Genomic DNA, 20692 nt, shown 5'->3' on the forward strand with positions numbered 1-20692 from the left:
TAATTTCATCCTGTGAAACGGCCTTGGCAGGATGGGGGCTTGCTGGGCCAGCAGCCGAGAGCAATTCCAGCAAAAGTGCGAAGCGGTTTTGCGTCCGGAATTGCGTAAAAAACAAACGGATAGAGCATGGAGGCGATCGTGTTTCGCTGGAAATGCTCTGGATCATGGGAACACCTTGCAGGGCGCCGGAGGACTGGCAATTGATCCGCAGATGATCGCTCCCGCAGCGATCCGTCGGCAGCTATGACGCTGAGACTCCCAGCATTTTCCACCATCACCAGAATTGAGCACCATCTTGCCTGCGTTGGCCAGGACCAGGGCAACAATTTGGCGCCGACGGCCTTGCGCAACGAACCGCCTTTCCAACACAATCAAGAAAAGCCGCAAGAAGGGAACGACCGATAACTGTCACAGCTTGAAGGAGAACAAGCATGTCATTTCGCAGTCACATCTCGAAACTCTCGATGGGCGCCGTCGCGCTGGCGACGTTAAGCCTGCTGACGCCTTCCGCCCAAGCCGCCGCACCGGAATCCAACGATCCGATCAAGATCGCGCTGTTCGACTGGACCAGTGTCAATCTGAACGCCAAGATCCTCGGTGGCATCCTGGAAAAGCTCGGCTATACCGTCGAATATCCGACCGCCGACTACCTCTCCAGCCTGACCACCGGTCTCACCAATGGCGATCTCGATGTCGGCCTGGAATTCTGGGACACGACCGCCGGCGAGGCCATGAAAGCCTCCGATGCCACCGGACAGACCGAACGGCTGGGCAAGCTCGGACCCAAGGCCAAGGAAGAGTGGTGGTTTCCCGAATACATGAAGGAGAAATGCCCCGGCCTGCCCAACTGGGAAGCGTTGAAAGACCCGAAATGCGCCGAAGCTTTTTCGACGGCGGAGACCGCGCCGAAGGGCCGTTATCTCGGCGGCCCGGTAACATGGGAAGGCTTTGACGACGAGCGCGTCGAGGCGCTGAAACTGCCGTTTACCGTCATCCATGCCGGCACCGACGCGGCGATGTTCGCGGAACTCGATTCCGCCTACCAGCGCAAGGCGCCGATTATGCTGTGGATCTATTCGCCGCACTGGGCGCCGGCCAAGTACAAGGGCGAATGGGTCGAATTCCCCGAATACACGCCCGAGTGCTACAACGATCCGAAATGGGGCACCAACCCCGACGCCAAATATGATTGCGGCAAGCCGCATGGCGAGATCTGGAAGTACTCCTGGTCCGGCATGAAGGACAAATGGCCGGTCGCCTACAAGGTGGCGAAGGCCTACACGGTCGACACCGACGAGCTCAACAAGATGAGCGGCGAGATCGATCTCGGCGGCAAGACGCCGGAAGATGTCGCCGCAGCCTGGATCGCGGCCCACGAGGCCGACTGGAAAGCCTGGGCGCAGTGATCGTTCCAACTGGAAAAATGAGGCCCGGCTGCTTGGTCAGCCGGGTCTCAATTCTTGATGTTCCAGAAGGACGTTTGAATGACGGACAAGATTGAACAGGAGCCAAACGTGGCGGGCACGCCAAAGGATGCCCGTCCGATAAAACTTGCCTGCCGCAATGTCTGGAAGCTGTTCGGATCGAATGCGGCCAACTTCATCCGTGAACGCGACGGCAAGGCCGGCATGGCCGACGTCACCGCCGCCGGACTGGTCGGCGCGGTGCGCGCCGTCGACCTCGAAATCCGTCAGGGCGAGATCTTCATCATCATGGGCCTGTCGGGCTCCGGCAAGTCGACGCTGGTGCGCTGCATGTCGAGGCTGGTCGAGCCGACCCACGGCAAGGTCGAATTCGAGGGCAAGGACCTCTTGAAAATCTCGGATGCAGCACTGATCGAATTGCGGCGACACCGCATGGGCATGGTGTTCCAGAATTTTGCGCTTCTGCCGCATCTCAACGTGCTGGAGAACATCGCCTTCCCGCTCAGCATCCAGGGACAGGACCGGCCGACACGCGAAGCAAGGGCCCGCGAGGTCATCGAGCTTGTGGGCTTAAGCGGCCGCGAGCATTTCTATCCGCGCGAGCTTTCCGGTGGCCAGCAGCAGCGTGTCGGCATCGCCCGCAGCCTGGCGACAAAACCGGAAATCTGGTTTCTCGACGAACCGTTCTCGGCGCTCGACCCGCTGATCCGCCGCGAGATGCAGGATGAACTGATGCGGCTGCAGACCATGCTGCACAAGACCATCGTCTTCATCACCCATGATTTCGACGAGGCGATACGGCTGGCCGACCGCATCGCCATCATGAAGGATGGCGAGGTCATCCAGATCGGCACGCCGGAGGAGCTGGTGGTCAATCCGGCGACCGACTATGTCGCCGAGTTCACCCGCGACGTCGACCGCGCCAAGGTGATTTCGGCACGCAGCCTGATGCGCGCTTGCGACGGCTCGGAGCATGGCGGCACCGTTGCCCCGGATGCCAAGATCGCCAGCTTCTCGGCCGGTATCGTTGCCGCCAACAAGCCGTTCGCGGTGGTCAACGGCACCGGCAAGCCGATCGGCGAGGTGACGCCGCAAGCGGTGATCGATCTGCTGGCCGGTATCGATCGGTCGAGGGCTGGCGCATGACGGTGACGGCAAGCGCCAGCGAGGCAAGGTCGCGACCGATTCAGGTCTGGCTGCTGGTCTGGGCGTTCGCGCTTGCCGCCGTGCTTGTCGTGTTCCTGTTGCAGGACCGCCTGCCCTGGGCGGTCAATTATCCGGCAAGCGCCGTCGTGCCGGTCGCCGACTGGGTCAGCGCGCTGATGCGCTGGATCAAGTCGAACCTGTCGTGGCTGACCCGCTCGATCACCGCAGTGCTCGGCGTGCCGCTCGACTTCGCGCTTAACCTGCTGGCCAAGAATTTCAAGATCGGCCACGGCACTGAGGCCTATGTCCTGCCACGCCTGTCCTGGGTCGGCGTCTGCGCTGCCGCCTTCCTCGCCGGACATGCCGTTGGCGGCCGGAAACTCAGCCTGCTGGTTGGCGGCTGCTTCCTCTACATCGCGCTGTTCGGCCAATGGACCAGCGCCATGCTGACGCTGGCGCTGATCTCCATCGCCGTGCCGTTCTGCATCGTCACCGGGCTGTTCGCCGGCATCTGGGCGTGGCGCAAGCCATGGGCGGAAAGGCTCGTCGTCTCCCCTGCCCTTGACCTGATGCAGACGATCCCGACCTTCGCCTATCTGATCCCGATGCTGCTGCTGTTCGGCAACAGCCCGGTGTCGGCGATGATCGCCACCGCCATCTTCGCCACCCCGCCGATGGTGCGCGCGACGATGCTCGGGCTGTCGCGGGTGCCGTCCGAGATCGATGATTTCAGCGAGATGGCCGGCTGCACGGCACGGCAGAAACTGTGGCGGGTACTTTTGCCTTCCGCACGGCCGACGCTGATGGTCGGCGTCAACCAGGTCATCATGCTGGCGCTGAATATGGTGATCATCGCCTCGATGATCGGCGCCGGCGGCCTTGGCTACGACGTGCTTCTGGCACTGCGCGCGCTGAAGGTCGGCGAGGCGATGGAAGCCGGTCTCGCCATCGTGGCGCTCGCCATCGCGCTCGACCGGCTGAGCCAGGCCATCGCGCACAAGCAGGCAAAGGGCCATGCCTACCAGGAGATAAGCCCGAGCTACTGGCGGCGCTACCCCAATCTGAAGCTGGCCATCGCCATCCTTGTCGTGACAACGCTGCTCGGCCTGTTCGTGCCGGCCTTCGCGGCGGTGCCGAAGGCGATCACCTTCACCACCGCGCCGCTGTGGAAGGTGGCGGTGAATTGGGTGACGATCAATTTCTTCGACACGATCGAAGCGTTTCGCGTGGCGCTCATCCTCAATTTGCTGAACCCGTTGCGCGCCTTCTGCGAAGGGTTTCCGTGGCTGGGCGCGGTGTTCCTGCTCGGCCTCGCCGGCTATCAGCTCTCCGGCTTGCGTCTGGCCGCTTTGGTAGCCGCGCTGACCGCCTTCTGCGCCATCACTGGCCTTTGGGAAAAGACAATGGCGACCGTCTATCTCTGCGGCATCTCGGCTTTCATCGCCTGCCTGATCGGCATCCCGATCGGGCTGATGGCTTCGCGCAGCGACCGCTTCGAAAAGATCGTCACCCCGATCATCGATACGTTGCAGGTACTGCCATCTTTCTGCTTCATCATTCCAGTGGTGATGCTGTTCAGGGTCGGCGACGTCACCGCGATGATCGCCACAGTCGCCTTCGCCGTGGTGCCGGCGATCCGCTACACCAATCACGGCATCAGGCAGGTGCCGCCAGCGCTGATCGAGGCGGCCAAGGTTTCCGGCTGCACGCCGCGCCAGACCTTCTTTCGCGTGCAACTGCCGCTGGCGCTGCCGGAGATCATGCTCGGCGTCAACCAGACGATCCTGATGGCGCTGGCGATGATCATCATCTGCGCCATGGTCGGCACGCGAGATCTCGGCCAGGAGGTGTTCATCGCGCTGTCCAAGGCCGATTCCGGCCGCGGCATCGTCGCAGGTCTCGCCATCGCTTTCATCGGCATCGTCGCCGACCGGCTGTTCAACGCCTGGACGGCGAAGGCACGGGCGAGGCTGGGGTAGCTTGGGGCGCGACGGCTATTCCGCCGCCACGCCTTTCACCTCAAGATAGCTCTCCATCGAATCGTCCAGCGCCTGCAGCCACGGCGTATGATGCAGCGGTGCCATGGTGCCGGTCATCAGCGAGCGGTAGGCGTGGTCGCGGAAGCTCATGATGTCTTCGCCCTTGTGATGCTCCCACTCCATGAAGGTCTTGTTGACCGCCTCGACGTCAAAGCCGGGATAGTCGGTCTGGTCCATCAGTTCCTTGGTGTAATCGCCCTGGAACCAGATCATCTGCTCGGCGTCTTCCAGCGTCTCTTCACGCGCGCGCCACTTGGCGCCATGCGCTGCCATCGCCTCGGCAGAGGGGAGCTTGATGCGGCCCATGATGATGTCGCGCGCAAACCAGGCCTGCGCGTCGAACATGTTGAAAGTGTAGAACTGGTCCTGCATGCCGATGAAGGACAGTTGAGGGTTTTTCTCCCAGACGACGCCCTCATAGAGTCCGTCCGGCCACATGCGGTTTGCGGTCTTGAGCTTCAGGTCCTCGGTGAGGAACGGGAACGAGTGGAGATAGCCGGTGCACAGGATGATGGCATCGACATCCTTGGTGGTGCCGTCCTTGAAATGGGCTGTCTTGCCGACGACCTTCTGCAGCAGCGGCACCTCTTTCCAATTCTCCGGCCATTTGAAGCCCATCGGCTTCGAGCGGTAGCTGGAGGTGATCGATTTGGCACCGTATTTGTAGCATTGCGAGCCGATGTCCTCGGCCGAATAGGAGCGGCCGATGATCAATATATCCTTGCCCTTGAACTCCATCGCGTCGCGGAAATCATGGCTGTGCAGGATGCGGCCGTTGAAGGTGGAGAAACCCTCGAAATAGGGCACGTTGGGCACCGAGAAATGGCCGGAAGCGACGACGACATTGTCGAACTCTTCCGAATAGGTGACGTCGCTGGTGCGGTCATGCGCGGTGACGGTGAATTTCTTCGTCGCCTCTGAGAAGGTCACCATGCGCACCGGGCTGTTGAAGCGCACCCATTTGCGCAAGCCGGATTTTTCGACGCGGCCCTTGATGTAGTCCCACAGCACGGCGCGCGGCGGATAGGAGCCGATCGGCCGGCCGAAATGCTCCTCGAAGGTATAGTCGGCAAATTCCAGGCATTCCTTCGGTCCGTTCGACCAGAGGTAGCGGTACATCGAGCCGTGCACCGGGTCGCCATGCTCGTCGAGGCCGGTGCGCCAGGTGTAATTCCAAAGGCCGCCCCAGTCCGACTGCTTTTCGAAGCAGACGATTTCGGGAATCTCGGCGCCCTTGTCGGCCGCCGACTTGAAAGCCCTGAGCTGTGCCAGGCCGGATGGTCCGGCTCCGATGACGGCAACGCGACTTTTCATTGCAGGCCTCCTTTTGTGATTTCCCCAACGAAACAAATTTCACTGACAGGACAGTAATTGGCCCTTCAATGCTGTCAACTGGGTTGTGGCGAAAGCTCGTTTGGCCACACCGGATTTTCTGGCAAAACCCGACGCCTCCCGAAATCCCAAAGAACGCCATTCGACTTAAGGGGGCTTGCTGTCACCATTGCGTTTCTGTATCGGCACCGAATATGTTCACCTTGAGTGAAATAAATCGGCAGATCCTGGGGCGGTTACATGGCGAAAACAGCATCCAATCCCAAGCCCGGCGCCGTTCCCAAGGCAAAGCCATCGTCAAAGGCAGCTGACGGGCGGACGATCCGTGCGCCGCTGACGCAGAACCCGCATGCCATTCGCGACACGCGTGAAAAAGTGCTGGAGGTGGCGATCGGCCGCGAGGTGCGGGCCTTCCGCAAGAAGCTCGGCATCACCGTCGCCGACCTGGCGGTCGCCACCGACATTTCGCTGGGCATGCTGTCGAAGATCGAGAACGGCATCACCTCGCCGTCGCTGACCACCTTGCAGGCGCTGTCGCGGGCGCTCGGCGTTCCTGTCACCGCCTTCTTCCGCCGTTTCGAGGAAGAGCGCAGCGCCGTCTTCGTCAAGGCCGGCCAAGGTCTCGATGTCGAGCGCCGCGGCACCCGCGCCGGCCACCAGTACAATTTGCTCGGCCATATCGGCTCCAACACCAGCGGCGTCGTCGTCGAGCCCTATCTGATCACGCTGACCGAGGATTCCGACGTGTTCCCGACCTTCCAGCATGAGGGGATGGAGTTCCTCTACATGCTCGAGGGCGAGGTCGTTTACCGACACGGCAGCAACCTCTACCCGATGAAGCCCGGCGACAGCCTGTTCTTCGACGCCGACGCGCCGCATGGACCGGAACAGCTGACGAAACTGCCGATGCGCTATCTCTCGATCATCTGCTATCCGCAGAGTGCGGGCTGAGCGGGACGCAAGCAGCCCCCTCCCCCGTTTTGCCAACCTATTTGCTAAGGTAAATGGGGGGAAATCCGACCTCTCCCCGAGGGGAGAGGAGGCTGGCGCCAACGTTGGCTATTTCTTCTCCCCTCGGGGAGAAGGTGGCCGCGTAGCGGCCGGATGAGGGGGCCTTGCTCAATCCGGCCCAAACCCCGGACTTGTCGCACCCCCATCATCGAGCTTCGACAGCCACTCGACCAACGCCGGGCGGTATCGTGTCAGGCCCTTATAATTGGCGAGTTCGTCGGGAAGATCGCGGATGACGCGGTGCAGGCGCCGTGCCCATTTTGGCTGCGTCACCAGCTCGTCCATCTTGATCAGATAGCAGCGGATCGGAAAGACGATGCCGTTCGAGCGCGGCAGGCGCCAGAAGCTCTGCAGTTCGACGCGCAGATGCACCTTGTCACCGACATTTTCAGGCGTCACCGTCGCCCGGTCCGGCCCCCATTTGTGGTAGTTTTCCGGGCTCGTATCGAGGCGTGGATTGATGGTCATCGTCCAGTTCAGGCGCCGGGCCGGCTTGCCTTGCTGGATGTTGGTCAGGAATTTCAGCGCCCTGACGAAAATCCCCTTCTCATGCGCCAGCGGCACCGGTGCGTGCCACTCGAAGAAGTTCATGCCGATGTCGAAATCGAGCGACCAGTCGGCCTGAGTGGTGACCATGCCGGCATCCATCCACAGATTGCCGTCGCGCTGGTCGAGGATACAGAAATCGCCCTGGCTCTGGCGAGTGATGTATTCCATCGGCCCGTAAGGCAGTGTCGAGGTGTCGCCGAAGGTGAAGGTATCGTCGATGCCGAGCGGCCGGTTGATCCAGCGCCAGCGGTCGCCATCGCGTGTCAGCGTGAAGTGCTCGGGATAGCCGAGCGCCTGCTGCTCCATCAGGAGTTCCAGCAGGTCCCAGCCGGCCAGCGTCATGTGCGGAAGCGATTGGCAGCGCAGCGGATCCTCGGCCAGCACCAGCGCACGATCCTGCATCTCGGCGACATAGTGCTCGTCGACGTCGATCAGGTTTTCCAGCACGCTGCCCTTCGGGCCGACGACATGCGGCTCGATGTTGACCGCATACATGTAGGCGTCTTCGTGGAACGGAAACGGGAAGCGCCTTATGTGCTCCGGGCTGTTCTTGAAGGTGAAATCGTCGCGGAACGTTTCCTTGCGAAAGGTGATGCCCATGATTTTCTCCTACCGTTCCAAGACCAGCGACCGGCCCTCGAAGCGCGACACGCACGGCATGATCTTGCAGCCCGAACGGTGCTCTTCCTCGCTCAGCCAGTGGTCGTTGTGGATGAACTTGCCGTCACAAGAGATGACGTTGGTTTCGCACTGGCCGCAGACGCCGCCGCGGCAGAGATAGGGCGGATCGACGCCGGCCGCCTCGATCGCCTCAAGCAGGCTCTGCTGTTCATCGACGCGAATCGTCTTGCCGCTGACGGCAAGCGTCACGTCGAACGGCAACCCGGGCTGGGGTGCCGCGAAATGCTCGAAATGCACGGTCTCCGACGGCCAGCCAAGGGCAGTGGCGCGGTCGCGCACCCAGCCGATCATGCCGGCCGGACCGCAGACATAGAGATGCGTGCCGAGCGGCTGTGTCGACAGCAACCGGTCGAGCTCGATGCGCTCCTCACGGTCGTCGTGATAGACCCTGATGCGGCGGCCGTAGCGCTCGCGCAGCACATCGGCATAGGTGCCGAGCGATGCGGTGCGGCAGGTGTAGTGCAGTTCGAAATTGCCTCCTTCCGCCGCCAGCTGCGCGGTCTGCGCCATGAACGGGGTGATGCCGATGCCGCCCGCCAGCATCAGGTGCTTCCTGGCGCGCAGGTCGAGCGAGAACAAATTGACGGGATAGCTGACCACCATCTCCATGCCGGGGCGAACATGCCTGTGCATGAACAGTGAGCCGCCGCGGCCGACATCGTCGCGGCGTACCGAGATCGTGTATTCGCGCGTGTCGAGCGGCGAGCCCATCAGCGAATAGGGGTTGAGCCTGGTGCGCTCGCCGTCGCGCATCTCGACCACGACATGGGCGCCGCCGGAAAAGGTCGGCAAAAGCTCGCCGTCGCGCCGGCGGAAATGGAAACGGGTGACCAGGTCGTTGACCGGTACGACATCGCTGACGACGACGTCGAGTTTTGTTGTTCCGGTGCTCATCGGAAGACCTCCTCCATCGGAGGACTCTCCGAGCGATCTTCCGCATTGATGCAGACGCCCTGGAAGGCGGCGATGCGCCTGGAATAGTGGTCGCGCACCAGGAGCAGCAGCCCGCAATGTGCACAGGTCGCCGGCTGCGTCGTCACATTCTCGGTGATGCCCTTGCAGTGCACGCACTGCATGCGCCGCGCCAGCGAGCCGCGATGCTCGGTCTGGATCGAGGTGTGGTCGATGCCGGCTTCAAGCGCCACCTGCATGGCCTGGCCGATCAGGCCTTCAGTGCCCGAGAGATAGAGGCGCAAGCCCATATGCGCGTTGGCGAGTGTCTGCCTGAGCCGTGGCAGCAGGCTGGCGAAGGACGGCGCCTGATGAAACTGTGCCGGCTTCAACGCTTCGAGGGCGGCGATGTGTTTGCCGTCAGGCCCAGGAATGTAGACGATCTCGGCCCCTTCGAAGAACCCGGCCGGCGCGCCCCCGGCCATGTCCCTTATCGCCAGCGCCCCTTCTGCATCCGCGATAAAAAGATGGTGCTTGCCGGGTTGGGGAGACAGGGTTCCGTAAACGGGCCGGCTGATGATGCTTTTGACTGCCATCTAACTCTTCGTGCCTCGAACCTCTCGCCGTTGACTATGCCTCAACCTTTCGCCGTGCGCTTGGTCTTCTTGGGATCATCGAAGGGAAGCGGCTGCGCGGTGGCCTTGATCGCACCGCTCTTGTTGCGGATTTCGAGCTTGGTGTCCTTGACCGCGCAGTCGACGTCGAGCCGGGCGATGCCCATCGATTTCTCGACCAGCGGCGAATACATGGCGCAGGTCACCACGCCGACCTTTTTGCCGTCGCGATAGACGGGCGCGCCTTCGTCTGCCGGCTCCTTGCCATCGAGCAGAACGCCATAAATCTTGAAGCGTTCCTTGCCCTTGAGGCGGTAATGTTCCTCCGCGCCTCGGAAACCCGTCTTGCCGGGGCTGACGGTAAAGTCGAGGCCGAGCTCCCACAGCGTGTCGCCGGGGCCTTCATTGTCGAACGGGTATTTCTGCGAATTGTCGTAGGGATAAAAGAGCAAATAGCTTTCGACGCGCAGCATGTCGAGCGTGGTGAAGCGGCATGGAATGATGCCGGCGCTCTTGCCCTCGTCGAGTATCCTGTCCCAGATCGTGCCGGCATCCTGGCCGCGGCAGAAAATCTCGTAGCCGCGCTCGCCGGTGTAGCCGGTGCGCGAGATCATCACCGGAAAGCCGAACAGCTGCGTCTGCACATGATGGAAATAGTTCAGATCGCGGATGCCAGGCACATGCTTGGCCAGATAGTCGACGGCGGTTGGCCCCTGCAGCGACAGGTCGTGCAGATTGTCGTCGAAGCGGAGCGAGACGTCGCGTCCTACGGAAGCTCGCTGCAACTCCTCATGGCCGGTGCCGGAACCATGCACGACCATCCAGGCGTTCGGTCCGGTGCGGTAGAGGATGCAATCGTCGGTGAATTTTCCCGCCTCGTTCAACATGCAGGCATAGGCCGACTTGCCGGGATAGATCTTTTCAACATCGCGCGTCGTCGCCAGATCGATCAGGTGCGAGGCATGCGGCCCGGTGATGTGGACCTTCTTGAGGCCGGAGACATCCATCAACCCAGCCTTGGTGCGGATGGCGATGTACTCCTCGTCGGCATCCTTGTCGTAGGTCCAGGCGGTCCCCATGCCGCTCCAGTCTTCGAGCTTCGAACCAAGCGCGCGATGGCGATCCGCCAGGGTCGAAAATCTCCAGGATGCCGTCATCCGCTCGTCCTCCGTTTCGAAAGTCTTTGCTGTTCCCTGCTCCCTGCGCAGCGGCGGGAGCTTTGGTCGAATATTGACCGCAAACGTTGCGGCGCCGCAATACCCATAAGCAATTAATTTCATTGTCAGGCAAAATCCGCTGCGCGAAGCAAACGGTTAACCTGACGTAAATCGCGCTTGACAATTGCGGAATTCGGACGGAATTTATGAAAAAAATTTCACTCTCTTGAAAGAGGGCAGCGGGCGGCCAATTCGGGGTCGACCGTTGGAAAAAGGGGAAAACCGATGTCAGACATGCACCAGCGCATCGAAGCGCTGTACCGTTCCGACGTGCGCGGATCCGCGCTCCTGATCGTCTGCCTGTGGGCGACGATCCTCTTCGTGCTCCTCATGACATGGCCCTACATCCCGCACGGCGGCATCAAGGCCGTCGTCGCGGTCGCCGCCGCCGCCGTGCTGATCTTCAACACGGCCGCCATCCTGGCGATGGTCAAGCACTACAAGGAAGACAAGGAATTCATCTACGGGCTCGATATCAAGAACGCCGACGCGTTCCGCAACCGCAAGTCCTGAGGGGTAGAAGAGATGCCGCGCTACACGCCACCGGAGCAAAGCAAGGCTGGGCAGGTTTTCGACATCGCCGTCGTCGTGGTCGCCATTTTCGTGGCGCTGTGGCTGCCGCTCAAGCTGGGCCTTGCCGGTGCGGCGAAATCCATCGACGCGCTCGACGCCAAGACGTGGGAAGCGCTCGGCCAGAACCCGACCATGGCGTCGATCTGGGAAAAGCTCGGCTACACGCCCGAGACCGCGCACGACATCATCCAGAACCGCTTCCACTACGTCATCGACTGGCCGACGCTGATCATCATGGCCGCGGTGCTGATCGGCTATTTCGTCTTCCTGTTTCGCGCATCCGACCGCGAATATCGCGACGTCATCAACGAAAAATTCGACGACAAGTAAGAGTTTCGACGAACAAGTAAACTTTTGACGACAAGTAATTTGGGGACACGATCATGTGGGTGGCACTCTCTTACGCATGCTGGGGTATCTCGATCGTGCTCGCTTTGTGGATGCTCTACGACTGGTTCAAGGTCGACACGACCTTCTCCGAAGAGGTGCTGACCTCATCGCGCGAAGGTGAGCTTGAAGCCGTTTCCGAAAAACACCGGATCTGAGTGGGGATTGAACAATGACAGTCACACTTGAACCGGCAGTTCACGGGGACAGGGTTTCACTGCTCCGCGTGCTTGGCCCGGCCCATGTCTGGGCACTCGGCGTCGGCATCGTTCTCGTCGGCGAATTCACCGGCTGGAATTTTGCCGCCGACAAGGGCGGTGCGCTTGCCGCGCTGATCGTCTGCTGGGTCGTCGGATTGCTCTACACCTCGGTCGCGATGATCGATTCCGAGGTCACTTCGACCGTCGCCGCCGCCGGCGGCCAGTATGCGCAGGCAAAGCACATCGTCGGACCGCTGATGGCGTTCAATGTCGCGTTGTTCCTGGTCTTTGCCTACACCATGCTCGAAGTGTCCGACGCCATCCTGCTCGGCGACACCGTCGTCGCCAAGGCCGGGGTCGAAGGGCTCACCCATAATTCCTTCATCGCCGCGACCATCGTCGTGCTGGCGTGGCTGAACTATCGCGGCGTGCTGATGACGCTCAACGTCAACTTCGTCATCACCGCAATCGCCTATATCTCGATCGTCATCCTGTTCTTTTCGGTCAGCCCGTGGACGCAAGGCGCGGTGCTGAAGCTGAACGAACTGGTCACTCCCGGCAATGCGCTCCCCTATGGCTGGATCGGCGTCATCGCCGCCTTCCAGTTCGGCATCTGGTACTATCTCGGCATCGAGGGCACTACGCAGGCCGCCGAGGAAGTGCGCTCGCCGGCGCGTTCGCTGCCTTACGGCACCATGGCCGGCATGATCACGCTTTTGATCGCCGCCGCCATGACCTGGTATGTCTGCGCCTCGATGATGCCGTGGGAATATCTGGGCATCACCTATTATCCGCTATGGGACGCGGGCAAGCTGACCGGCAGCCCACTGCTCGAAAACCTGTTGTTCGTCGCGACGCTGCTTGCCGCGCTGGCGTCGGCCAATGGCTGTATCAACGATGCGGCGCGCGCCTGGTTCTCGCTCGGCCGTGACCGCTATCTGCCGACCTGGTTTTCGGCCGTGCATCCGAGATACCGCACGCCCTACCGCTCGATCCTGTTCCTGCTGCCGATCGCGCTGGCCTTCGCCTTCATCGCCGACCTCAACCAGGCGATCACCTTCTCGATCCTGTCGGGCGTGTTGCAATACACGTTCATGAGCATCAACATCATCATGTTCCGCAAGAAGTGGCCGCTGGGCTCTATCCGCCGCGGCTACACGCATCCCTTCCACCCGGTCCCGGCCATCGTGCTGTTTTGCCTTTGCGTGGTGACCTTCTTCGCCATCTTCCTCGGCTTCGGCTCGCAGCTGATCGCCATGGTCGCCTTCTACTTCCTGATCTCGCTGTGGTTCCATTTCTACCGCTACAGATTCGTGCGGCGCGGCGACCAGTTCACCATGCCGTGGCCAAAGCCGCAGGGATATTGATGGCAATAGGCCCGTCCAGATCCAGGGCGGGCCTGGCAATGAGAAAATGTCCGAGTTGACGTCAGCACTGCTTGCCGGGGCCATGATCCTGGCTCTCGTCCTCCACCTAGTCTGGCAGGCGCGTGCCAGCCGCAACAGGGCATCGATGGCGCTCGCCGTCGAGCAGGACCGCATCCGCACAGTCATCGCCGACGCAGCCAATGTTTCGGACGGCACCGCCGGCATCATCACCTGGGAAGGATCGTGGAACGGCCAACGCGTCCAGGTGCGCACCATCGTCGATACGCTGGCGACGCGGAAACTGCCGGCACGTTGGCTCAGTGTTTCGATCACCGAAAAGGTCGCGGTGCCAGCGACCTTCGACATGATGATGCGGCCGGGCTCGCCGACGACCTTCTCCAATTTCGATCACCTCGAGCATACGCTGCCCAAAGCTCCGGGATTTCCTGCCGAGGCGGTGCTGCGCACCGACCGCAGGGCAGCGCGCTTTCCCCAGGGCCTCATCGCCAGCCATATCGAGATCTTTTCCGAAGGGCGCGCCAAGGAACTGCTGATCACCCCGAACGGAGTGCGCATCGTCTGGCTGCTGGCGGAGGCCGAACGGGCGCGCTACGGCGTTTTCCGGCAAGCCGAATTTGGCGAGGCCACTCTTGAGCCGGCGCTGATTGAAAGGCTGCTGGTGTCGGCGTCGGCGCTTCGCGACGCCATCGACAAAAGCGAACGGCAGGCCGCATGACCAGTTCGGCCACTGCACCCACCAACCCCTATCTGGTTCTCGGCGCGGCAATCGTGCTGCCGGCAAGCGGTCACGTCATTCTGGGCGTGCCGGTGCGCGGCCTTCAGTTCCTTTTCTTCATGGTGATCCTGGCATGGGTCACTGCCAAGATCGCGCCGCCGGACGCCAGCTTTGTCGGCCGTCACGCCGGCGGCTTCCTGATCTATGCCTTGTCGATTCTCGATGCATACAAGATCGCCCGCATTCGCACCGCCAAATGGGTTCACAATACCCGGCGAGAAGGCGGCAGTGCGCAGAGCGACATCGAGACGCATACGTAACTAGAGGAATATTTTTTTCATATGATTGAATTTATAAGACTCATTCGATACATCATCTCTTAGCTGCAAACGCCGGGAGGCTGACATGTGTGGAATTGTCGGACTGTTCTTGAAGGACAAGTCCCTGGAACCCCAGCTTGGTGCGATGCTGTCGCAGATGCTGATCTCGCTTAGCGATCGTGGTCCGGACAGCGCCGGCATCGCCATCTACGGCGCGCCTTCCAAAAATGAGGCCAAGATCACAATCCAGTCGGCCAAGCCCGACCGCGATTTCCGCGGCCTCGAGGCGGAGCTCGCCAAAGCGATCGGCACGCCGGTGACGATCGCGGTGAAATCCACCCATGCCGTCGTCAGGACAACGCCCGCCAAGATCGATGAAGCGCGCGAAACCATCCAGGCGTTGCGCCCCGACATCCGCATCATGGGCGCGGGCGACGTTGTCGAGATCTACAAGGAAGTCGGCCTGCCCGAGGCGGTCGTCGATCGCTTCGACGTCCGCAAGATGACCGGCACGCATGGCATCGGCCATACCCGCATGGCGACGGAATCGGCGGTGACGACGATGGGCGCGCATCCGTTCTCGACCGGCGCCGACCAGTGCCTGGTGCACAATGGTTCGCTATCCAACCACAACAATGTCCGCCGCGAGCTGATCCGCGAAGGCATGACCTTCGAGACCGAGAACGACACCGAAGTGGCGGCCGCCTATCTCTCATCGCAGATGGCGCATGGCAAGAATCTCGGCGAGGCACTGGAAGGCACGCTCTCGGATCTCGACGGCTTCTTCACTTTCGTCGTCGGCACCAAGAACGGTTTTGGCGTGGTGCGCGATCCGATCGCCTGCAAGCCCGCCGTGATGGCCGAAACCGACCAGTATGTCGCCTTCGGCTCGGAATATCGCGCGCTGACCAAACTGCCCGGCATAGACAATGCGAGGGTCTGGGAACCCGAGCCCGCAACCGTCTATTTCTGGGAGCATTGAATTCATGCCGGCAACCACGCTTTCAAAGACGGCGGCGCACGACCCCCGGGTCTTCGATCTCGACCAGCTGTCGCTGCGCGAACTCAACCAGGCGCTGCACAATCTGGCTCCCGGCTCGAATGAAACAGCATGGGAAGTGCTGAACCCGAAAGGCAGCCATTCGGTCGCCGTCGGCGTCGACCAGCCAGTTGCCATCGATGTGCGCGGCAGCGTCGGTTATTACTGCGGCGGCATGAATTCCGGCAGCACGATCACCGTGCATGGTTCGGCGGGCCCCGGCGTCGGCGAGAACATGATGTCAGGCTCGATCACCATCAAGGGCGACGCCAGCCAGTATGCCGGCGCCACCGGCAAGGGCGGCCTTCTGGTCATCGAAGGCAACGCCTCGTCGCGCTGCGGCATTTCGATGAAGGGCATCAACATCGTCGTGCACGGCAATATCGGCCACATGTCGGCCTTCATGGCGCAGTCGGGCAATCTGGTGGTGCTGGGCGACGCCGGCGACGCGCTGGGCGATTCCATCTACGAGGCGCGGCTGTTCGTGCGCGGCAAGGTCGACAGCCTGGGCGCCGACTGCATCGCCAAGGAGATGCGGCCAGAACACCTGGAATTGCTACAGGGTCTGCTCGACCGCGCCGGCGTCACTGGCGTCAAGCCGTCGGAATTCAAGCGCTATGGCTCGGCGCGCACGCTCTACAATTTCAATATCGACAACGCCGACGCGTATTGAGGCAGCATGACCTACAGGAACCCGCCGACGACGCCGCGCAAATCCGCGACCTTCGACGACTACACGCTTTCCGAAATCCGCCGTGCCGCCGCGACCGGCATCTATGATATCCGTGGCGCCGGCGCCAAACGCAAGCTGCCGCATTTCGACGACCTCCTGTTCCTCGGCGCCTCGATCTCGCGCTATCCGCTCGAAGGTTATCGCGAGCGCTGCGACACCAGCGTCGTGCTGGGCTCTCGCCATGCCAGGAAGCCGATCGAGCTGAAGATCCCGATCACCATCGCCGGCATGAGCTTCGGCTCGCTGTCAGGCCCCGCCAAGGAAGCGCTCGGGCGTGGCGCAACCCTGTCGGGCACCTCGACCACCACCGGCGACGGCGGCATGACCGAAGAAGAGCGCGGCCATTCCAAGCAGTTGGTCTATCAATACCTGCCGTCTCGCTACGGCATGAATCCACGCGATTTACGCCGGGCCGATGCGATCGAAGTCGTCGTCGGCCAGGGCGCCAAGCCCGGTGGCGGCGGCATGCTGCTTGGCCAGAAGATTTCCGACCGCGTCGCCGAAATGCGCACGCTGCCGAAAGGCATCGACCAACGCTCGGCGTCGCGCCACCCGGACTGGACCGGGCCCGACGATCTCGAGATCAAGATCCTCGAACTGCGTGAAATCACCGACTGGGAAAAGCCGATCTACGTCAAGGTCGGCGGCGCGCGCCCCTATTATGATACCGCGCTTGCCGTGAAGGCCGGCGCCGATGTCGTCGTCGTCGACGGCATGCAAGGCGGCACCGCCGCGACCCAGGAAGTGTTCATCGAAAATGTCGGCATGCCGACGCTTGCCTGCATCAGGCCGGCGGTGCAGGCGCTGCAGGATCTCGGCATGCACCGCAAGGTGCAGTTGATCGTCTCTGGCGGCATCCGCAACGGCGCCGATGTCGCCAAGGCGCTGGCGCTCGGCGTCGACGCGGTTTCGGTCGGCACGGCTGCCCTTGTCGCGCTCGGCGACAACGATCCCCGCTGGGAGGCGGAATACAACGAGCTCGGCACCACGGCCGGCGCCTATGACGACTGGCACGAGGGCCGCGACCCCGCCGGCATCACCACGCAGGACCCCGAACTGATGAAGCGGGTTGATCCGGTGGCCGCCGGACGCAGGCTGGCGAACTACCTCAAGGTGATGACGCTTGAGGCGCAGACCATCGCGCGTGCTTGCGGCAAGAACAGCCTGCACAATCTCGAACCCGAGGACCTCGTCGCGCTGACGATCGAGGCAGCCGCAATGGCCGGCGTACCGCTGGCCGGCACCAACTGGATACCGGGGAAGAACGGCTTCTGATCAACGAAGGGCCGAAGCCCACAGGCTCTGGGGCCAACAATCGACAAAAAATGGGGAACTGCGGTGACAATTGATCTTGCTGAATTCGCAAGGGCGAAAAACGTCAAATACTTCATGATTTCCTACACCGACCTGTTCAGCGGGCAACGCGCCAAGCTGGTGCCCGCGCAGGCGATCGCCGACATGCAGAAGGACGGCGCCGGCTTTGCCGGCTTCGCCACCTGGCTCGATCTGACGCCGGCGCATCCCGACATGCTGGCGGTACCGGATCCGGATTCAGTCATCCAGCTGCCATGGAAGCCTGAAGTCGCCTGGGTCGCCGCCAATTGCATCATGGACGACAAGGAGGTCGACCAGGCGCCGCGCAACACGCTGAATCGGCTGATAGCGGAAGCTGCCAGCGACGGCATGCACGTCAAGACCGGCGTCGAGGCCGAGTTCTTCCTGATCTCGCCAGACGGCAAGACGATTTCCGATGAGTACGACACGGCGTCAAAACCTTGCTACGACCAGCAAGCGGTGATGCGCCGCTACGATGTCATCGCCGAGATCTGCGACCACATGCTGGCGCTCGGCTGGGGCGCCTACCAGAACGACCACGAGGATGCCAACGGCCAGTTCGAGATGAACTGGGCCTTTGACGACGCGCTGGCGACCGCGGACAAGCACTCGTTCTTCAAGTTCATGGTCAAGTCGATCGCGGAAAAGCATGGCTTGCGCGCGACCTTCATGCCCAAACCCTTCCAGGGGCTGACCGGCAATGGCTGCCATGCCCATATCTCGGTGTGGGACAAGGCCGGCAAGACCAACGTCTTCGCCGACAATTCGATGGAACTTGGCCTGTCGGCGAAGGGCAGGAATTTCCTCGGCGGCATCATGAAGCATGCTTCGGCACTGGCCGCCATCACCAATCCGACGGTCAATTCCTACAAGCGCATCAACGCGCCGCGCACCATTTCGGGCGCGACCTGGGCGCCGAACACGGTGACGTGGACCGGCAACAACCGCACCCACATGGTGCGCGTGCCCGGCCCTGGCCGCTTCGAACTGCGGCTGCCGGATGGTGCCGCCAACCCCTATCTCCTGCAGGCGGTCATCATCGCGGCGGGCCTCGACGGTATCCGCTCGAAGGCCGATCCCGGCAAGCGCTACGACATCGACATGTACCAGAACGGCCATACGGTGAAGGGCGCGCCGAAGCTGCCGCTCAACCTGCTCGACGCCTTGCGCGAGTTCGACAAGGACAAATCGCTCAAGGCGGCGCTGGGTGAGGAATTTTCGTCGGCCTACCTAAAGCTGAAGCACCAGGAATGGAATTCCTATGCTTCGCACTTCACGCAATGGGAGCGCGACCACACGCTGGATATTTAACGGCCTGCGTGGTGCGAGCGACCTCGGAATGAACGTATGAAATACTCGATCTTCTCGCTCGCCCGCGCCGCCCTGTCCGGCCACAAGAACTGGCAACGCACCTGGCGCGATGCCACGCCGAAGGACCACTACGACGTGGTGATCATCGGCGGTGGCGGCCACGGCCTGGCCACCGCCTGGTTCCTGGCCAGCGAGTACGGCATCAAAAATGTCGCCGTGCTCGAAAAAGGCTGGATCGGCTCCGGCAATGCCGGCCGCAACACCACCATCATCCGCTCCAATTACGGTCTGCCCGGCAACACCGGCTTCTACGAATTGTCGATGAAGCTGTGGGAAAGGATGGAGCAGGACCTCAACTACAACACGATGGTCAGCCAGCGCGGTGTCATCAACCTCTACCATTCCGACGCGCAGCGCGACGCCTATGCGCGGCGCGGCAACACCATGCGCATCAACGGCATCGACGCCGAACTGCTCGACCTCACCGCAGTCAGGAAGATGATACCGTTCCTGAACTTCGACAACGCACGCTTTCCGGTGCAAGGCGGCCTCTTGCAGCGGCGCGGCGGCACGGCGCGTCACGACGCGGTGGTCTGGGGCTACGCGCATGCGGCGAGCGCACTCGGCGTCGACATCATCCAGAACTGCGAGGTCACAGGGTTCACCCGCGACGGCAACGGCAAGGTGACCGGCGTCGAGACATCGCGCGGCAAGATCGGCGCCGGCAAGGTCGGCATGGCTGTTGCCGGCAGTTCCTCGCGCGTCGCGGCGATGGCCGGCCTGCGCCTGCCGATCGAAAGCCATGTGCTGCAAGCCTTCGTCTCCGAGGCGATCAAACCGCTCATACCCGGCGTCATGACCTTCGGCGCCGGCCATTTCTATGTCAGCCAGTCCGACAAGGGCGGGCTGGTCTTCGGCGGCGACATAGACGGCTACAATTCCTACGCCCAGCGCGGCAACATGCCTGTGATGGAAGACGTCTGCGAGGGCGGTATGGCGCTGATGCCGATGATCGGCCGTGTGCGTCTTTTGCGCCAGTGGGGCGGCATCATGGACATGTCGATGGATGGTTCGCCGATCATCGACAAGACGCCCGTAGAAGGGCTCTACCTCAATGCCGGCTGGTGCTATGGCGGCTTCAAGGCGACACCGGGATCAGGCTTCGTGTTCGCCCACCTTCTGGCCCGCGACACGCCGCACGAAGAGGCGGCGCGGTTCCGCCTCGACCGGTTCCGGACTGGTGCGATGATCGACGAAAAGGGCCAGGGCGCCCAACCGAACCTGCATTGAAGGCGGTCTAGAACAGCATGCGCATTGTCTGTCCCTTCTGCGGCGAACGTGAACTCGGCGAGTTCACCTATCTCGGCGACGCCAAGCCGGTGCGGCCCGAAGCCGGCGCCTCACAAGACGAGGTCTTCGACTATGTCTATCTGCGCGACAACGTCGCCGGCGAGACAAGCGAATACTGGTATCATGGCGGCGGCTGCCGGGCCTGGCTGAAGGTCACCCGCAACACGCTGACGCACGAGATTTCGGCGGTGGAGCCGGCGGTCGGCGCTGGGGCGAGGCAGGTCGCGCGATGAGCTTTTCTGTTCAGCTCAGTGCTGCTGCGAAGGGCGCCACGCCCCTACCTCCCCCTTGTGGGGAGGTCGGACCGCAGGTCCGGGTGGGGGTCGGCGCCGCGGGGGGCGCCCCCCCCCCGAGCCGGCGCCGCCCCCCCCCCCCACCCGGCCGGGGGGCGCGAGCCGCCCCCCCCCCGCCCCACCCCCAGCCGCGCGGCCCGGAGG

General features: G+C 62.3%; 21 protein-coding genes. 16 read left to right on the forward strand and 5 right to left on the reverse strand.

Going from position 1 to position 20692, the window contains the following annotated elements; translation table 11 throughout:
• Positions 1-431 precede the first annotated feature (431 nt).
• The 3 genes from NKJ06_RS11620 to NKJ06_RS11630 all read left to right on the forward strand — a co-directional run bounded on the left by NKJ06_RS11620 (position 432) and on the right by NKJ06_RS11630 (position 4549).
• On the forward strand, positions 432-1406 hold the full coding sequence (locus tag NKJ06_RS11620) for an ABC transporter substrate-binding protein (RefSeq protein WP_352661340.1): 975 nt from the start codon (positions 432-434) through the stop codon (positions 1404-1406).
• A 78-nt stretch (positions 1407-1484) separates the two neighbouring features.
• The gene (locus NKJ06_RS11625) at positions 1485-2570 is read left to right on the forward strand and encodes a quaternary amine ABC transporter ATP-binding protein (protein WP_352809827.1); all 1086 of its coding nucleotides are present in this window, start codon (positions 1485-1487) and stop codon (positions 2568-2570) included.
• Complete coding sequence (locus NKJ06_RS11630; RefSeq protein ID WP_352809828.1) at positions 2567-4549, forward strand: ABC transporter permease; 1983 nt, start codon at positions 2567-2569, stop codon at positions 4547-4549. The genes NKJ06_RS11625 and NKJ06_RS11630 overlap by 4 nt, the downstream gene beginning before the upstream one ends.
• Before the next feature lie 15 nt (positions 4550-4564).
• Here the strand turns inward: NKJ06_RS11630 and NKJ06_RS11635 are convergent, their stop codons facing one another.
• Positions 4565-5923, reverse strand: a complete 1359-nt coding sequence (locus NKJ06_RS11635) for a trimethylamine monooxygenase (protein WP_352809829.1) — start codon at positions 5921-5923, stop codon at positions 4565-4567.
• A gap of 258 nt (positions 5924-6181) precedes the next feature.
• On the opposite strand from NKJ06_RS11635, the gene NKJ06_RS11640 reads away from it, so the two are divergent.
• Positions 6182-6892: a helix-turn-helix domain-containing protein gene (locus NKJ06_RS11640; protein ID WP_352626406.1), complete on the forward strand. Its 711-nt coding sequence runs from the start codon at positions 6182-6184 to the stop codon at positions 6890-6892.
• A 168-nt stretch (positions 6893-7060) separates the two neighbouring features.
• On the opposite strand, the gene NKJ06_RS11645 is transcribed toward NKJ06_RS11640, so the two are convergent.
• The 4 genes from NKJ06_RS11645 to NKJ06_RS11660 are packed head-to-tail and all read right to left on the reverse strand — an operon-like array spanning position 7061 to position 10844.
• On the reverse strand, positions 7061-8101 hold the full coding sequence (locus NKJ06_RS11645; protein WP_352626404.1) for a heme-dependent oxidative N-demethylase family protein: 1041 nt from the start codon (positions 8099-8101) through the stop codon (positions 7061-7063).
• 9 nt (positions 8102-8110) lie between these two features.
• The gene (locus NKJ06_RS11650) at positions 8111-9076 is read right to left on the reverse strand and encodes a PDR/VanB family oxidoreductase (protein ID WP_352626402.1); all 966 of its coding nucleotides are present in this window, start codon (positions 9074-9076) and stop codon (positions 8111-8113) included.
• Positions 9073-9669: a dimethylamine monooxygenase subunit DmmA family protein gene (locus NKJ06_RS11655; RefSeq protein WP_352626400.1), complete on the reverse strand. Its 597-nt coding sequence runs from the start codon at positions 9667-9669 to the stop codon at positions 9073-9075. The genes NKJ06_RS11650 and NKJ06_RS11655 overlap by 4 nt, the downstream gene beginning before the upstream one ends.
• Before the next feature lie 41 nt (positions 9670-9710).
• Entirely contained in the window at positions 9711-10844 is a 1134-nt protein-coding gene (locus tag NKJ06_RS11660) for an aminomethyl transferase family protein (RefSeq protein ID WP_352626399.1), read from the reverse strand.
• 285 nt (positions 10845-11129) lie between these two features.
• Here NKJ06_RS11660 and NKJ06_RS11665 point away from each other — a divergent pair, with 285 nt between their 5' ends.
• The 12 genes from NKJ06_RS11665 (at position 11130) to NKJ06_RS11720 (ending at position 20488) form a co-directional block, all read left to right on the forward strand.
• Positions 11130-11417, forward strand: coding sequence for a hypothetical protein (locus NKJ06_RS11665; RefSeq protein WP_352626397.1), 288 nt, complete (start codon positions 11130-11132; stop codon positions 11415-11417).
• A gap of 12 nt (positions 11418-11429) precedes the next feature.
• Complete coding sequence (locus NKJ06_RS11670; RefSeq protein ID WP_023759015.1) at positions 11430-11807, forward strand: hypothetical protein; 378 nt, start codon at positions 11430-11432, stop codon at positions 11805-11807.
• 53 nt (positions 11808-11860) lie between these two features.
• Positions 11861-12022, forward strand: coding sequence for a hypothetical protein (locus NKJ06_RS11675; RefSeq protein WP_292180450.1), 162 nt, complete (start codon positions 11861-11863; stop codon positions 12020-12022).
• 14 nt (positions 12023-12036) lie between these two features.
• Entirely contained in the window at positions 12037-13431 is a 1395-nt protein-coding gene (locus tag NKJ06_RS11680) for an APC family permease (protein WP_352626396.1), read from the forward strand.
• A 46-nt stretch (positions 13432-13477) separates the two neighbouring features.
• Entirely contained in the window at positions 13478-14167 is a 690-nt protein-coding gene (locus NKJ06_RS11685; protein WP_352626395.1) for a hypothetical protein, read from the forward strand.
• Complete coding sequence (locus NKJ06_RS11690; protein ID WP_352626393.1) at positions 14164-14487, forward strand: hypothetical protein; 324 nt, start codon at positions 14164-14166, stop codon at positions 14485-14487. The genes NKJ06_RS11685 and NKJ06_RS11690 overlap by 4 nt, the downstream gene beginning before the upstream one ends.
• Before the next feature lie 85 nt (positions 14488-14572).
• Positions 14573-15469 carry a class II glutamine amidotransferase gene (locus NKJ06_RS11695; protein ID WP_063167616.1) on the forward strand — a complete coding sequence of 299 codons (897 nt, stop codon included), beginning with the start codon at positions 14573-14575 and terminating at the stop codon, positions 15467-15469.
• 4 nt (positions 15470-15473) lie between these two features.
• Positions 15474-16199, forward strand: coding sequence for a GltB/FmdC/FwdC-like GXGXG domain-containing protein (locus tag NKJ06_RS11700; RefSeq protein ID WP_352626391.1), 726 nt, complete (start codon positions 15474-15476; stop codon positions 16197-16199).
• Between the two features lie 6 nt (positions 16200-16205).
• Positions 16206-17534 (forward strand): FMN-binding glutamate synthase family protein, encoded by a 1329-nt coding sequence (locus NKJ06_RS11705; protein WP_352626390.1) that lies wholly within the window; start codon positions 16206-16208, stop codon positions 17532-17534.
• Positions 17535-17597: 63 nt separating this feature from the next.
• Positions 17598-18905 carry a type III glutamate--ammonia ligase gene (gene glnT, locus NKJ06_RS11710; RefSeq protein WP_352626388.1) on the forward strand — a complete coding sequence of 436 codons (1308 nt, stop codon included), beginning with the start codon at positions 17598-17600 and terminating at the stop codon, positions 18903-18905.
• 36 nt (positions 18906-18941) lie between these two features.
• Entirely contained in the window at positions 18942-20195 is a 1254-nt protein-coding gene (locus NKJ06_RS11715; RefSeq protein WP_352626386.1) for a sarcosine oxidase subunit beta family protein, read from the forward strand.
• A 17-nt stretch (positions 20196-20212) separates the two neighbouring features.
• Entirely contained in the window at positions 20213-20488 is a 276-nt protein-coding gene (locus tag NKJ06_RS11720) for a sarcosine oxidase subunit delta (protein WP_352626384.1), read from the forward strand.
• Positions 20489-20692: the final 204 nt, after the last annotated feature.

The sequence above is a fragment of the Mesorhizobium sp. M0293 genome, assembly GCF_040321735.1.
Classification (GTDB): Bacteria; Pseudomonadota; Alphaproteobacteria; order Rhizobiales; family Rhizobiaceae; genus Mesorhizobium.